General features: G+C 53.8%; 14 protein-coding genes. 6 read left to right on the top strand and 8 right to left on the bottom strand.

Annotated features, from left to right (window positions below; all coding sequences use genetic code 11):
• Positions 1-5: 5 nt before the first annotated feature.
• The 6 genes from C9I92_RS10990 (at position 6) to C9I92_RS10965 (ending at position 7,490) form a co-directional block, all read left to right on the top strand.
• Positions 6-1,541, top strand: coding sequence for an efflux RND transporter periplasmic adaptor subunit (locus C9I92_RS10990; RefSeq protein ID WP_047887807.1), 1,536 nt, complete (start codon positions 6-8; stop codon positions 1,539-1,541).
• Positions 1,538-4,666, top strand: a complete 3,129-nt coding sequence (locus tag C9I92_RS10985) for an efflux RND transporter permease subunit (protein WP_047887808.1) — start codon at positions 1,538-1,540, stop codon at positions 4,664-4,666. The genes C9I92_RS10990 and C9I92_RS10985 overlap by 4 nt, the downstream gene beginning before the upstream one ends.
• 47 nt (positions 4,667-4,713) lie before the next feature.
• Positions 4,714-5,238 (top strand): cupredoxin domain-containing protein, encoded by a 525-nt coding sequence (locus tag C9I92_RS10980; RefSeq protein ID WP_047887809.1) that lies wholly within the window; start codon positions 4,714-4,716, stop codon positions 5,236-5,238.
• 14 nt (positions 5,239-5,252) lie between these two features.
• Positions 5,253-5,786, top strand: coding sequence for a CueP family metal-binding protein (locus C9I92_RS10975; RefSeq protein ID WP_047887810.1), 534 nt, complete (start codon positions 5,253-5,255; stop codon positions 5,784-5,786).
• Positions 5,787-6,114: 328 nt separating this feature from the next.
• Complete coding sequence (gene dmeF / locus C9I92_RS10970; protein ID WP_047887811.1) at positions 6,115-7,059, top strand: CDF family Co(II)/Ni(II) efflux transporter DmeF; 945 nt, start codon at positions 6,115-6,117, stop codon at positions 7,057-7,059.
• Between the two features lie 14 nt (positions 7,060-7,073).
• Complete coding sequence (locus C9I92_RS10965) at positions 7,074-7,490, top strand: MarR family winged helix-turn-helix transcriptional regulator (RefSeq protein ID WP_047887812.1); 417 nt, start codon at positions 7,074-7,076, stop codon at positions 7,488-7,490.
• Positions 7,491-7,651: 161 nt separating this feature from the next.
• Here the strand turns inward: C9I92_RS10965 and C9I92_RS10960 are convergent, their stop codons facing one another.
• The 8 genes from C9I92_RS10960 to cutC form a co-directional block, all read right to left on the bottom strand.
• On the bottom strand, positions 7,652-8,164 hold the full coding sequence (locus tag C9I92_RS10960; protein ID WP_047887813.1) for a glycine cleavage system transcriptional repressor: 513 nt from the start codon (positions 8,162-8,164) through the stop codon (positions 7,652-7,654).
• A 227-nt stretch (positions 8,165-8,391) separates the two neighbouring features.
• A complete protein-coding gene (locus tag C9I92_RS10955; RefSeq protein WP_047887814.1) occupies positions 8,392-8,721 on the bottom strand; it encodes a DMT family transporter in 330 nt (109 codons plus the stop codon).
• Positions 8,715-9,122, bottom strand: coding sequence for a DMT family transporter (locus tag C9I92_RS10950; RefSeq protein WP_047887815.1), 408 nt, complete (start codon positions 9,120-9,122; stop codon positions 8,715-8,717). Before C9I92_RS10950 ends, C9I92_RS10955 begins: the two co-directional genes overlap by 7 nt.
• A 52-nt stretch (positions 9,123-9,174) precedes the next feature.
• Positions 9,175-9,861 (bottom strand): hypothetical protein, encoded by a 687-nt coding sequence (locus C9I92_RS10945; protein ID WP_047887816.1) that lies wholly within the window; start codon positions 9,859-9,861, stop codon positions 9,175-9,177.
• A gap of 12 nt (positions 9,862-9,873) precedes the next feature.
• Positions 9,874-10,527 (bottom strand): phosphate propanoyltransferase, encoded by a 654-nt coding sequence (locus C9I92_RS10940; protein ID WP_047887817.1) that lies wholly within the window; start codon positions 10,525-10,527, stop codon positions 9,874-9,876.
• Positions 10,524-11,132, bottom strand: a complete 609-nt coding sequence (locus C9I92_RS10935) for a BMC domain-containing protein (protein WP_053061957.1) — start codon at positions 11,130-11,132, stop codon at positions 10,524-10,526. The genes C9I92_RS10940 and C9I92_RS10935 overlap by 4 nt, the downstream gene beginning before the upstream one ends.
• Positions 11,133-11,141: 9 nt before the next feature.
• Complete coding sequence (gene cutD / locus C9I92_RS10930; RefSeq protein WP_047887818.1) at positions 11,142-12,110, bottom strand: choline TMA-lyase-activating enzyme; 969 nt, start codon at positions 12,108-12,110, stop codon at positions 11,142-11,144.
• A gap of 71 nt (positions 12,111-12,181) precedes the next feature.
• Entirely contained in the window at positions 12,182-15,595 is a 3,414-nt protein-coding gene (cutC, locus tag C9I92_RS10925) for a choline trimethylamine-lyase (RefSeq protein ID WP_047887819.1), read from the bottom strand.
• Between the last annotated feature and the right edge of the window lie 88 nt (positions 15,596-15,683).

Raw genomic sequence — 15,683 nt, 5'->3', positions numbered from 1 at the left:
ACAACATGAACAAAACATTTTCTGTCGCCGTGCTGGCACTGGCCATCGGTGGCGCGCTGGGGTATCTCATCGCCACGACAACGACCGAGCCGACCAGTGAAGCGTCTGCCGCGGCCAGCAACGAGCCCCTGTATTGGGTGGCTCCGATGGATCCGAATTACAAACGGGATAAGCCGGGCAAATCCCCCATGGGGATGGATTTGATCCCGGTGTATGCCGAGGATTTGGCGGGTGACAAGCAGGATCCTGCCGGCACAGTGACGATTACGCCCGCGGTTGAAAACAACCTCGGGGTCAAAACGGCTGCGGTTCAGGTACAGGCACTGGTGCCGAACATTGACACGGTCGGGTATATCGCCTTTGACGAAAGCCAGTTATGGCAGATCAACAGCCGGGTCAGCGGCTGGATCCAGACCCTGAACGTCAATGCGATTGGGGAACGCGTGCGCAAGGGTGAGATCCTGTTTGAACTCTACTCTCCCGATCTGGTGCGCGCGCAGGAAGAACTGTTGAATGCGCAACGTCTGGGCAAAGCCGTACTGGTCCGGGGAGCCAAAGATCGTCTGCGCTCTCTGGGCGTCGATAATGCACAAATCGATGAGGTGCTGCGGCGTAGCAGTGCCAAACAGCATATTGCGGTCAAGGCGCCGGCCGATGGCGTTATCGCGACGCTTAATGTCCGCAACGGGGCGTACCTGTCACCGCAACAAACTGTGATTACAGGCGGGAACCTCGACACCGTCTGGGTCGATGCCGAAGTGTTCGAACGCCAGGCGCAGTGGATCACACCCGGCACTGCGGCGGAGATGTCCGTGGATGCCCTGCCGGGGAAACCATGGCTGGGAGAGGTTGATTACATCTACCCGATTCTGGATCCCAAAACCCGTACCTTGCGTGTACGTCTCAAATTTCCAAATAAAAGCGGCGAGCTGAAGCCGAACATGTTTGCCAACCTGCAACTGCGTCCCAACAGTCCCGAGGCGGTGATAGTGGTGCCTGAGCAGGCAGTGATCCGCGCCGGGAATATGAGCCGGGTCGTTCTGGCGGCTGGTGACGGGAAATACCGCTCCGTGCGCATCGAGACCGGGCGCAGTGCCGGCGGTATGGTGGAAGTGCTGGCCGGACTGCAAGCCAACGACCATATCGTGACATCCGCCCAGTTCCTGCTGGATTCCGAATCCAGCCAGAGCGCCGATCTGGGCCGGATAGAAACGTCATCCGCCGGTGAACCGCCGACATCAGTCACCGTCACCGGTGTGGTTCGTCACGTCATGGCTGCCCACAACATGGTGACCATTGAACACGACGCTGTTCCGGAATGGGACTGGCCGGCCATGACCATGGATTTCACTGCCAGCGAGGATACCGATCTCAGTGCCCTGATTGGCGGTTTGCGCATCCGGTTTCTGATCCACCAGCAACCGGATGGCCAATACACCGTCAGCGATGTAGTCGCGGCAGACGCGGCTCATCGTCAGATGGATCACAGCAAGATGGATCACAGCAAGATGGTGCCGGCCACCAAGGCAGGTGAGCAATGATTGGAGCAATCATCCGTTGGTCAATCAAAAACCGCTTTCTGGTGCTGATTGCTACAGCCTTTCTGGTGGCCGCCGGATTGTTCAGTGTCAGGCAGACCCCGATCGACGCCATCCCGGATCTGTCGGATGTTCAGGTGATCATCAAAACCAGCTATCCGGGCCAGGCACCGCAGGTAGTGGAAGATCAGGTGACCTACCCGCTGACCACCGCCATGCTCGCGGTACCGGGGGCTGACACCGTACGCGGTTATTCCTTCTTCGGGGATTCCTACGTTTACATCATCTTTAACGATGACACCGACCTGTACTGGGCCCGTTCACGGGTGCTGGAGTACCTCAGTCAGGTGGCGCCCAAGCTGCCGCCGAGTGCCAAACCGACGCTGGGTCCGGATGCCACCGGGGTGGGCTGGATTTACAGCTATGTGCTGGTTGATCGCACCGGCCAGCACGACCTGAGCGAGCTGCGCAGCCTGCAGGACTGGTTTCTGAAATATGAGCTGCAAACCGTCAATGGCGTGTCTGAAATTGCCACCGTCGGCGGCATGGTCAAGCAGTACCAGATTCAAATTGATCCGGCCAAGCTGCGTGCCTATAACCTGACTCTGCAACAAGTAAACAAAGCGATTCAGGCCGGTAATCAGGAAGCCGGAGCCTCGGTGGTGGAGCTGGCAGAAGCGGAACACATGGTGCGGGCCACCGGCTATATTTCCGGTATCGACGATCTGAACAACCTGCCGCTGAGCGTTACCGATAAGGGCACACCGCTGCTGCTGGGCGATGTCGCCACCATCAACACCGGTCCGCAAATGCGCCGCGGCATTTCTGAATTCAACGGCGAAGGGGAAGCCGTCGGCGGCGTTGTGGTGATGCGATTCGGCGAAAATGCCCGCGAGGTCATCGGCAATGTCAAAGCCAAGCTGGAAACCCTGCAGCGCAGCCTGCCTGACGGGGTTGAGATTGTGCCGACCTATGACCGCGCCGGGCTGATTGATCGGGCGGTCGACAACCTATACGACAAGCTGCTGGAAGAGTTCATTGTGGTCGCCGTGGTGTGCGCCCTGTTCCTGTTCCACTTCCGCTCGTCACTGGTTGTGATGATCAGTCTGCCGATTGGCATTTTATCGGCCTTTATCATCATGCACTGGCAAGGCATTAACGCCAACATCATGTCGCTGGGCGGCATTGCCATTGCGATTGGCGCCATGGTTGACGGCGCCATCGTGATGATTGAGAACGTCCACAAGCATATCGAACGTACCCCGCTGACCGATGAGAACCGCTGGCAGGTGATCGGTAAAGCCGCAGAGGAAGTCGGTGCGCCGCTGTTCTTCTCGCTGATCATCATCACCCTGAGCTTCGTGCCGGTGTTCGCGCTGGAAGGTCAGGAAGGCAAGATGTTCTCGCCACTGGCGTTCACCAAAACCTATGCCATGGCCGCGGCGGCCGGGCTGGCGATTACCCTGGTGCCGGTACTGATGGGTTACCTGATCCGGGGCAACATTTTGCCGGAGCACAAAAACCCGGTGAACCGTCTGGTGATCGCCCTGTACCGGCCGCTGCTGAACATCAGCCTGGCCTATCCGAAAACCGTCATCATCCTGGCTCTGGCCCTCATGGCCTCGGCGCTCTACCCGCTTCAGCGCATGGGCAGCGAGTTCATCCCACCACTGGATGAGGGCGATCTGATGTATATGCCGACCACCTACCCGGGCATCTCCATCGGGAAAGCACGCGAACTGCTCCAGCAGACCGATAAGCTGATCAAAACCATTCCGGAAGTCAACACCGTGTGGGGCAAAATCGGCCGTGCGGACACCGCCACCGACCCAGCACCGCTGACCATGATTGAGACCATTATTCAGCTCAAACCACGGGAAGAATGGCGGGAGGGAGTCACCACCGAAAGCCTACGCCGCGAACTTGATGCCTTGATCCAGTTCCCGGGCCTGACGAATGCCTGGGTGATGCCTATCAAAACCCGGATCGACATGCTGGCCACCGGTATTAAGACCCCCATCGGAATCAAGATTGCCGGGCCGGATCTCAAGGAGATTGAGAAAATAGGCACGCAGCTGGAAACCCTGCTCAAACCGGTACCGGGGACAGCATCGGTCTACGCCGAACGGGTGGCTGGCGGACGTTACATCACCATGGATATCAAACGCCGGGAAGCCGCGCGCTACGGTCTGAGTATTCAGGATATTCAGCAGGTCATCAGTACCGCCGTGGGTGGCATGAATATCGGTGAAACCATTGAAGGGCTGGAGCGCTACCCAATTAACGTGCGCTACCCGCAACATTACCGCGACTCGCTGGTGAAACTGCAAAACCTGCCACTGGTGACGCCGAACGGGGCGCGCATTGCCCTGGCCGATGTCGCGGACATCCGCTTTGAAGACGGCCCGCCAATGATCAAGACCGAGAATGCCCGTCCGAACGGCTGGGTATTCATCGACATTGACGGCCGGGATTTGGGCTCTTATGTGCAGGAAGCGCAGCAGGCGGTGGCCGAACAACTGGCCTTGCCACCCGGATACTCGCTAGTCTGGTCCGGTCAGTATGAATACATGGAGCGCGCCAAAGCCCGGCTGATTGTCGTCGTGCCGGCAACGCTGGCCATCATTATGGTGCTGCTGTACCTGAGTTTCCGTCGGGTCGGCGAAGTGCTCATCATCATGGGGACGTTGCCGCTCGCCATGGTCGGCGGGATCTGGCTGATGCACCTGCTCGGCTACAACTTCTCGATTGCCGTCGGGGTCGGCTTTATCGCCCTGGCCGGGGTTGCCGTCGAAATCGGCGTGATCATGCTGGTGTACCTCAACCAGGCCTGGCACACCCATCAGCACCAGGCGGAACAGTCACAGGAACCGCTCACCCAGCGCCTGCTGGTACGCGCCATTCGCGAAGGTGCCGGGTTACGGGTACGCCCTGTAATGATGACCGTTGCCACCGTCATCATCGGTCTGATCCCAATCATGTACGGGTCAGGTACCGGATCGGAAGTCATGCAGCGGATTGCCGCACCGATGATCGGCGGAATGTCATCAGCCCTGCTGTTGACGCTGGTTGTGCTGCCTGCCGTTTTCAAGCTCTGGAAGAGCTATCACTACAAACTTAATCCTTAATTCATCCCATCATTCCCCGGCACGGTGTGCCGGGTAAAGGAGTTACCATGACATCAACAAAACTGCTTTCTCTGGCCTTTCTTCTGGCAGCCGGTAATGCGTTGGCCGCTGGTGGCCATCATGATATGAGCAACATGAACGGCATGAGTGATCATGGCATGGCTGGTCACGATATGGCAGGCCATGGTCAGATGGCCTCATCCGTCGGTATGCCTGCACCAGCGGCTCAGGCAAGCAAAACTTATCAGGTCATCCTGACCGATGACATGAAAATGCGCTTTGAGCCAGCGCTGTCATTGAAACAGGGCGATGTGGTGAATTTCATGGTTAAAAATGAAGGTAAAATCCCGCATGAGTTTTCCATCGGCAGCCTTGATGAGCAGGCCAAACACCGTGACATGATGCGAGAAATGCCCAATATGGAACACCATGACGGCACCACAGTCACGCTGGCTCCGGGAGAAAGCGCCGAGATGGGCTGGAATTTCATGGGAGAGCGCTTTGTTGAGTTCTCCTGCAACATTCCCGGCCATTCGGAAGCCGGTATGAAACGTAATACCGTGTTGAAATAATCAGGGAGTCACACATGAACCTCGTATCCCGTTACCCACTGATCGTCGCTACCCTGCTGTCACTGTCTGCCCCTCAGGCCTATGCCGAGACACAAGCCGACACGTTTCGCCAGCTGTCTGCCGAAGACGCACTGGAAGCCTCTCACCAGTGGCACCATACCGGTGAAGCCAGCGTCAAAGTTTATCCCGACCGGATTGAAGCCAGTTTTGCCGACCAGTCCAGCGCCACAATTCCAACCGGCGACCAGTTCCTGCTTTCTGTCGCGCCATATGAAGACGTCACCCACGGCTGTACTTTCCACGTCCCGACCGGTTGTCAGGGCGAAATGGTGGAAAAAGCCATGATGGTCAAAATCACCAATGCCGAGACTCAGGAAGTGATTCAGTCCGGCATGGTGCGTACACAGAAAGACGGATTCATTGATTTCTGGCTGCCAAAAGACCATCGCTACCAGTTCACTTTTACATACAAAGGAAAGACGACATCGGAAGTATTGAGTACCGATGCCAACAGCCGCACTTGCATCACAACCATGCAATTGCTGTAGCGAATAATCCGCATATTGAGCATATGCAGAACCTCCGGGTTCAGGAGTACTCATCCCAAAATCAAAGGGCGGAATTCCGCCCTTTTCCCTTCGTTATCCCGCCATTTTTTTTAATTTATCGCCGCATTTTTCCCTTAAAAAGCGTACCTCACGATCCCCCTCAGAAACACAATGTACTTAACATCCCAATCCCTTTGTAAACCAAAATATTTGACAGTCAAAATAAATAAAACCAATATACTTTGACATTCAAACTATATTGCACTCAAACCACTATACTTATTCGAGTGCGCCATTTTCTTTTTCATTGAAGAGCAGGTATCCAAGCATGCACCGCACCGATCTCTCATCCTGGCAACACCGCCATGATTTTGCAGAAAACAATATTTTGGGTGAAAAACGAACATTCTGGGTTTTTCTCCTTACCCTCGTCACCATGATCGCGGAAATCCTTGCCGGGACTTTTTACGGCTCCATGGCACTGCTGGCGGATGGCTGGCATATGGGGACGCATGCTGCCGCTTTTCTGATTACACTGTTTGCCTATCGCTATGCCCGCAAGCATGCCGACAACCCGGTTTTTTCGTTTGGTACCGGCAAAGTCAGTGTGCTAGGCGGTTTCAGCAGTGCAATTGCGCTGGGCATTGTGGCTTTGATCATGCTGGTTGAGTCTACGCACCGCCTGTTCAGCCCCGCACAAATCCATTTTAACGAAGCGATCCTGGTGGCCGTCATCGGATTGATCGTGAATGTGGTCTGTGCCTTCCTTCTTCATGACGCCGATCACCCTCATGGCCATACACACTCTCACCATCATCACCTTGAACATGGGCATGAGCATGAAGATCACAACCTGCGGGCGGCCTACTTTCATGTTCTGGCCGATGCACTGACTTCGGTACTCGCCATCATCGCGCTGGTTCTGGGTAAATACCTCGGCCTGAACTGGCTCGATTCCGTCATGGGGATCGTCGGTGCACTGATTATTTCACGCTGGGCGTTCGGGCTGATCAAACAAACCAGCCCTATCTTGCTCGACAACAGCATCGATCCCCATTATCAGCAGCGCATGATTGATACCCTTGAAGCGGCCGACGATAACCAGGTCTGCGATCTGCATATCTGGAAAGTCAGCGCCGATCATTATGCTGCTGTGATTTCGCTGGTTACCCAACACCCGAAACCTGCTCAGGAATACAAGCAATTACTGACAGAATTCGATAAAATCAGCCACCTCACCATTGAGGTAAACCAGTGTCGGGAGCCACACTGAGGTACGGGATACGAATGAAAGACATTGAACAGTTAAACCACACCATCATCGAGTTTTATGAAAAGCTCTCTTCCTGGGAGCAATCGGTCGTGCGTGGCAAAGGGTTTTCCCTGCCGCAGGTGCATGTGGTTGAGATTCTGGGTGTCCACGGTGCCATGCGGATGAAAGAGCTGGCTGACAAGCTGGGGGTCACGACCGGAACACTGACTGTTCAGGTCGACAAAATGGTCAAGATGGGGCTGATTGAGCGGCGTCCTCATGAATCTGACCGTCGCTCGATTCTGGTCGTTCTGACCGCAGAAGGCGAAGCGCTTTATCAGGAGCATGACCAGCTGCACCTGAGCCTGACCCAGGATCTGACGGCGAAACTGAGTGATACTGACCGTCAGCATCTGCTGGCGTGTCTGACCGCAATCAACAAAGAGTTTTAGCGGCGCACACTCCATATAACGAGTCTGTTAGTACTCACCCGTCACTCACCGCTGAGATGTAAAAATATCAGTCCTATCACAAACACAAAGAGCCTGAATAATCAGGCTCTTTGTGTATTTTTGGTCTTCAGACCTGTCTCACGCCGCTGTCTATTTCGGCATCAGGCATTCTCTAGGATGCTGACTCGCATGCCCTCTTCCACCTGCTGCAGTGCTTCCACCAGTTGCTCGGTATCAATATCAACTGGCACATCGAGATGTAACTCGGCAAAGAACAACGTTTTCCCGATATCCTGTACCCCGATTCGGTGGTTTTCCATTTTCACAATACCGATCCCGATGTTATCGAGAATATGCGTCAGATCATGAACAAGACCCGGACGATCCGCCGACTCCACTTTCATCATCACATGATCCGTTTTGATCTGCGCCTGTGCCGTTAACGCCTCTATCACTCGCACATCCAGCGTCGACTGAGAAGCAAAGGCTTGCTTGAGTGCAGGCACCGCCTCTGTCGGCAAGTCAATTTTCAGAATACCGACGACCTGATTGTCGAGGCGGTTTATTTTGCTGACCAGCCACTTGCCCCCCAGCTCATGGGTTTTCGCGGCCAGGGTATTGATCAGTTGAGGGTGATCTTCACCCGCCAGTGTTACGGTTAATAAAGTATTCATAGGCGCCCCCTCTACAACGTAGCTTAAATGCTGCTTGTCCTACTCAGACTAGCAAGCAAGTCGCTCTCCTGCCGTGATTTGCCTCTCTATTGCCGGACAAACCTTCCCCCGCCACATCTGGCAATCCTGATATTAGGCGGGTTGCTGCAAGGCCGCGGAAAACAAAACCACAAAAAAGCCAGCGACGAGCGCTGGCTTTTCGAGCTTTTATTTTATGGCAACTATCACTACATCTGAGAAAACATGTTCATGATCACTGCGCCGGTAATGATTAAGCCCATTGAAATAATCGCAGGGAAATCCGGTTTTTGCTTATAAAGCACCATAGAGAAAATGGTCACACCAATAATCCCGAAACCACACCACAGTGAATAGGCGATTCCAACAGGAATGTATCCCATGGCTTTTGTCAGAGCAAAATAACAGATACTGTAAGCACTGATCACCAACAGTGATGGTGCAAGTTTACGGAAGTTATTGGTTTTTTTGATAAAAGAAGTGCCTGTAATTTCTGAGCAAATTGACAGTGCCAACCATAGTACGCCTGCATTTAACATTGTGCTTCTCCTTCTTTATCCGCGACAACCCGTTGCGTGTCTTCCGCTTCTTCTTCGCCCATTTTCGAGAATAAGTTCATAATGATGATGCCGCTGGCAATGATAGTCATCCCGATCATAGCGGCCATGTCAGGGTGCTGACCGTAGAACAGCATCCCCAGTGTCGAAACCAGCAAAATACCGGTACCGGACCAAGTCGCATAAGCCAGACCCACCGGCAAATATTTCACCGCTTGGGACAGCGCGTAGTAACACACGATGTACAGCAGGACAATGACCGCAAGCAGGGCAGTTTTAGTAAATCCCTCACTGGTATCAAACATTTTCAGGGTTGAGGTGGCTGAGGTTTCAGATGCAATGACCAGCACCATCCATAGCCATTTTTTTATCGATTCAGACATAGGAAGCTCCTAAATTTAAGTAATAAAATTGTCTAACGTTTGGATTTAAAAATTACGATTGTTGTTGTTCTCTCAGGTATTCTGCTGCCAGATCGGTAAGATTATCCTGAAGCGTAAACGTCCCCACGCCACGTTTTTTCACGTCACTGAGGGTGATATACCCGCTAGGTTTACTGAGTTCAGACGACTCGGACTCTGCCACGTCTTTGCCGTTAATAGCCGCCTCGACCTGTGAGAGAGTGCCGGTAATCATTCCCAAGGCCCTGACTTGAGCCAGCTGAGACACAACCCGTGCCGCCATGGCTTGGCTACGATCCAGTCCCACTAACTGATTCAACTCACTGGCCGGATTGCATTGGTAATCAAAAGCAAAGACCGGAATCCCCTTCATCAGGGCATACTGACAAAGCTGGCTGGCCGGGCTGTGATACACACCCAGGCTGATTTCCGCCAAGGTGGCAAAATCGAGAAACGGCATCACAATCTGGTCAAAGCGATCTAGCCACTCTGTCGGTAACTTACCGTCCCACTGGACAGGCTGTCCTATTCCGTCCAGCACCACCAACTCCTCTTCCGTCCCCTCGCAGGCAAGGATTTCCCATCGGATGCTTTCCCACTGGCGGAGACGGGCGGCGATTTCCGAACGATAGCCCGTTGCCGGTGTGACTATCATTAACGTGCGAGCACGCTGCTCGGCCAATATGCGGTCAACCAAGACCCGAAGTTGTTGCTCATCCATCCGCGATTCCTTCTAACCGACCAGATAAACAGGATCCCCCGACCGAATCCCGGCGGCGTTGGCTTCATCGGTATCAATATGAAATTCGAGGGCAAAGCGCTCATTCACCCGTACCACAACCTGCTCGAACACCAGACCACACTGCTCACCGGCCCGCACTTTCACCTTCTGGCCATGCTGTACGCCCAATTGCCGCGCATCCTGCGGCGACATATGGATATGACGCTGAGCACAAATCACCTTGGACTGAAGATTAGCGTACCCTGCCGGGCCAACCAGTAAGGCATCCGCTGACTGGTAAAGGTCACCGGATTCACGAACCGGCGCTTTGATCCCCAGGGCGTAGCAGTCCGCCTTTGAGACTTCCAATTGCGTTTCAGCTCTGGCGGGGCCCAACACCCGCACTTTACTTATCGAACCTTTAGGACCAACCACCATCACGCACTCTTTGGCCGCAAACTGTCCCGGCTGACGCAGGGACTTGAGCGGGGTCAGCTGATAGCCCAGGCCAAACAAGGCCTCGATATCCGTCTGAGACAAATGAACATGGCGATTTGACACACCAGTCGGAATACCAACCTCCGTTGCTATCTGCCCTGCTGACCAGCGCTGTGGTAATACCGTTAAACGCTGTTCAATTTGCGTCATCAACGCTGCGTTGATCATGACTTGCCTCCCCGTGAACTAACCTGGCCCGCACTTTTTTTCTGCCGAGTGGAAGTTGAACGGCTGGTGGTCACTTTCGCGTGAGTTGAAGCCAATGCCGATACAGGAGAAGCCATCTTGACCGCTTCTACGGTATCCACCTTGCTGGCATCCAAAGGCTCCTTACTCGCCTGCCCCTGGAATTCGGCATTCTGAGTGCCGGCCTCCTGAGCCATCTGCGCCAGATGTTCGGCTGCTTGGGCCTCCGGCATTTGGATAAGAACGTCCTCCCCCGGTAGGTCAGTTTCCGGCGTCACGCTACTGCTCAGAGACTCCGCTTCGGTGACACAACCACCGGCGTTTTCCAGCATTGCCAACACACTGGGATCTGGCCGGGCCATCACGATCGCGGCCGTTACATCGGTTTGGTTTACTATCGCTTTAACCCCGCTATCGACCGCCACTTTAACTGCGCTGATTTCCCCCTGTAAGTAAATAGAAACCAGACCAGAGCCGACTTTGCGGTAGCCGGTCAGAGAAACCCCAGCCGCTTTACAGGCTGCATCTGCGGCGTGAATTGCCGCAGTCAGCCCTATCGTTTCAATCACACCAAGACTGATTGTCATAGCGCCTCCTTAATGCCTTACCAGGCGGATATCGAAATCAAACTGCTTGAAGAAAGTGCTGAGCTGATCCAGTTCCTCGTTGCTGTAACCGATGTCTTGCGTAATCGGATAAATCATGTCGAGTTTGTCGTATTTGGTTTTGCCAAACTGGTGGTATGGCAGGACATCAATTCGCTGAATGTTGCCGCGTTTGGCCAGTTCCATCACATATTCAAAAGCACCGGTAATGGCATCGTAAGAATCGTTATAACCACGGATTAGCGGCATGCGAATCACGATGTTGGCACCCAGCTCAACCAGACGCTCCAGATTGCGCTTCACCCCTTCGTTACCAATACCAAAGAGCTGGCGGTGTTGGTCGGTATATATTTGTTTGATATCAAATAAGAAAAGATCGGTGCAGGTGGCCAGCTTCTCGTAATTGTCGATGCTGGTGGTACCCTGGGTTTCAATTGCCGTATTGATCATCTGCTTTTTGCATTCAGTCAGCAGGGCGGCGGCAAAATCGGTCTGCAAGCTCAGCTCGCCTCCCCCCAATGTCACGCCACCGCCGGATGACATGTAAAAGTCATAATCCTGCATGATCACCGCCATCAACTCGGCAACCGTGACATCTTTACCCATGACATCCAGTGCGCCACCTATACAAACGTCCTCACACTGACGACAACCGATACAGTCCACATTGCGGTCAATTTTGTGCACCTTGTTGCCTTCGGCATCCGTGGTCATGACATGCACCCCAGCCGGACAAACATCAGCACACTTACCGCAAGACACACACTTATCGTGGCTGCACATCACCTGAAACTTGCTGCTCAGTCCTTCTGGATTAGCACACCAGTCACACCGGAGGTTGCACCCTTTAAAGAAGATCAGTGTGCGAATGCCGTCACCGTCATAAATGGAATATTTCTGGATATTGAAAATACGACCTTTCAGCTCGCTGCCATTGCTCACTTGTGCTGTCCCAGTCATTGTGACTACTCCTCACTGCGTCTGAAGGCAGTGTTTTTACAGCGGGAGCCATAGCGGCCCCCGCTTCTGGGTTAGAATTTTTCCAGTACAGTACGGCTAATGATTTCGTCCTGAACTTCTTTACACAGTTCAACAAAGTAGGCGCTGTAACCGGCCACCCGCACAATCAGATCGCGGTACTTTTCAGGCTCTTTCTGAGCTTTCTTGAGCACTTCGTTATCCACGTAACTGAACTGCATCTGGCCGTTACCCAAAATGGACGCGGTGCGCAGCAGGGTGATCAGGCCATTTTTACCTTCCGGCGTGTCAAGCAGCCCTTTGAGGAACTTGAAGTTGTGCACCATGCCGATGTTCATGGTTTCCACATTCATCTTGCTTACTGACTTGATGATGGCGGTAGGACCGTGCTTATCCGCCCCTTGCGTCGGGCTGATACCATCAGACAGCGGCATCCAGGCCAGACGACCATTCGGAGTGGCGTTGGTCAGTTCACCAATCGGGGTGTTGTTTGAAATAGACAGCGTGCCGTGGCTCAGACGCGAATAAAGCATCTGGTACTTGCCACACTCGCGCTCGGTCCACTCGGTGATATCCAGCGCGAACTCATCGGCGTAGTTATCATCGTTGCCGAACTTCGGCGCATTGAGACAGTCACGGCGCAGCTCTTCATAACCGTCGAAGTTGGCCAGCATCGCATCGCGCATTTGCTCCAGGGTGTATTTCTTGTCTTCGAATACCAACTTGCGGATCGCTGCCATGGAGTCGACATAGGTTGCCAGGCCGGAGAAGATCAGCCCCGGACCGTAGTTCACCACGGCGCCCCCGGCACTGACGTCTTTGCCCTGCTCCATACAGCCTTCAACCAACAGAGACATCAAGGGTTTGGGGGCCACATCACGGTGCACACGCTGGCTGATCACCGTACCAATGGCCGACAGTTTGATGATGTATGCCACCTGCTCTTTCACTGCGGCATCAAAGGCTTCAAAACTGGTCAGGCTATTCAGATCGCCAGTATCCAGTCCCTGATAGCTGTCAAACAGCACCATGCGGCCACGGTTCAGTACAAACTCAATCGCAATCGGCCATTGGGTGTAACCGGTAGAGGTCCACTGGTAAATTCGGCCAGACTTCTGCGGCTCAACGCAACCCATCAGGCAGTAGTCACGGGCATCTTCAAAATCGTAGCCCTTGCGCAGCATCATCTTGATGTGGGAGTCATCGAAGTGACAGGCCGGGAAGCCCATCCCCGCTTTGACGACATCAACGATTTTTTCCATGTAGTGCTGCGGTGACTGATTATGAATGCGGCAGGCCAGAGATGGTTGATATACCTTCACGAAGCGCACCGCATCCATGATCAGCAGCGTCAGATCGTTGGTCGCATCACCGCCGGTACGCTTCTGGCCACCCACGGTCAGGTTGATGAACGGCTGATAACCGGCAAAATACTTCGCCCCCAACTCACTCGACATCCACATCAGCTCGGCACACTTGATAATAAAGGCCTGCATCATTTCCAGCGCCTGTTCGTGCGTCAAACGCCCCGAGTCAATATCCGCGCGGAACATCGGGTAGCAGTACTGGTCCAAACGTCCCAGCGACAGGCCAGTCTGGTTCTCTTCCACTTCAAACAGTGACTCGACGGTCCAGATACTTTGCAGAGCTTCTTGTAAGGTCTTCGGCGGGTTCGCCGGTACATTTTCGTTGACGTCAGCAATAGTCAGCAGTTCAGCGCGACGCTGCGGATTCATTTCTTTTGCGGCAAGCTCGCGGGCATGAGCAGCCAGACGGCGGCCATACGCCATCACACCTTCGCAGGTTTCGATTGACGCTTTGTAGTAATAGATCTTGTCGATATCATCCGGGTTTTCCATGCTCAGCGCTGCCAGCTTAGCTTCGGCATCTGCTTTAATGCCGTTCATTCCTTTGGTGAACAGCAAAATGTCGTAGCCCGGACAGGTATCACCCCCACCGTTAATCTGGTGGTAAGACAAATCACTGACATATGTCTCACCACTGAATTCCCACAAACCGGCTTCGCGATACTGCGCTTCACAGATTTCATCCAGCGAACGGCCTTCCCAGAATGGCACCAACTCTTCGCGAATGACTTTCTTATCTTCTTCAGAGATCAGGAACGGATCCTGAGGGCGGGTACTCATGGTATCGAGTTCATCGCGAACCCAGCGCCAGGCGATATCCGGCGAAAATGCTCCGGCTCGAGGCTTACCGCAAGGGTGACCGACAATCAGCTCGTCATCCTGAATCAGCAAAGGGGCGGTTTCACAGGCTTTACGGAACGCTTTAGCTCGCAGCAATATTGGCGGCAAACCCAGGTTTTGCTTGGTCACTTCAGTGAACGCAATCGCCCGATAAATGGACACACTTGGTTTGGCTTTCAGGTAGTTACTGCGAAGGCGCTGCATACGAGGGGTCAGTCCTTCCATCGCCGGAGTGCTTTCATCGACAGGCAGAACATTGCCATTACACAGTGTAACCTCCGCTGGTTTGGCACCGCCCTGATACAGACGGACTGTCAGAGAGCGATTTAACGCAGCCAGGTTATCCCGGGCAGCAAGCAGCATGGCGGACAGTTCATTCTGTACCATCTGGCTGTCACCGTTCTGACCGCCCTGAACCAGCCAGTCAAACATCGGGTAACCGTCAACAGCACGATCGGCACGTACTTCTGACAACTCGGCCAGTTTCAGCCACAGGCATTCCACCAGCTCATACGCCTGCGCCGGAGTAATGAGGCCGGCATTGATATCCCGCTGGTAATACCCAAACAACGCCTTATCAAAACCAGTGCTGCCAATGGCATAACCGCCGTTATCAAGGTGCATCAATAGCTGAATCAGATAGAAAGCCTGACAGGCTTCTTTGAATGTCCGGGCAGGCTGAGCCGGAATATGACGTAACATCGCCGCAGATTCTTCCAGCTCTGCTTTGCGGTAAGGATGACTCTCTACACTGGCTTTGGTTGCCAGCGTATCGGCCAGTTTATTGGCAAAATAGATCGCCCCCTGGCAGGCCATGATCATCGCGCGGCCCTGATTGACTTCATCCATGCCGCTACGGCTGATCGCGCTACCGATATTTTTCAGGCGCGTTTCCATGTGCTGTTCCAGTACCTGAAAACCGGTACTGATAACGGTCATGTAGTCAGGCGTTCCCGTGGCATCGCTGCTCAGAAAACCAAAGACAGATTCACTGCTCAACTCTTCTTCGGTGTGGAAAATCGCGCCTCTCAGCGCAGATGACTGGCTGCCGACAATCAGTTCATCCTGACCAATGTAAATCGGTAACTCCGAGACCAGCTGATTAAAGCGCTGGGCTTTTTTAACCAGAGGCGGCATGCCGGCAATATCATCACCGATAGCAGCCAGGATATTGGCTCGCTCAGCACAGATGATGCTGTTTTTGGCCAGCAGTTGTTCTGCCAGCACTTTTACGCGTGGCGTCAGGGTATAGTGGGCCATGGGCCTCTCCTTATAATTTTGTTTCACGATGGCAGGCTGCAACCTACCACTGGGTATTAGGGTGTCGTGTTAGCGCCCGGTCGTCGCT

Origin of the sequence: Photobacterium ganghwense, from assembly GCF_003025595.1 — a bacterium.
Lineage (GTDB): Bacteria > Pseudomonadota > Gammaproteobacteria > Enterobacterales > Vibrionaceae > Photobacterium > Photobacterium ganghwense.
Note: the sequence above shows the minus strand (reverse complement) of the source record. Positions and strands in the feature narration are given on the sequence as shown.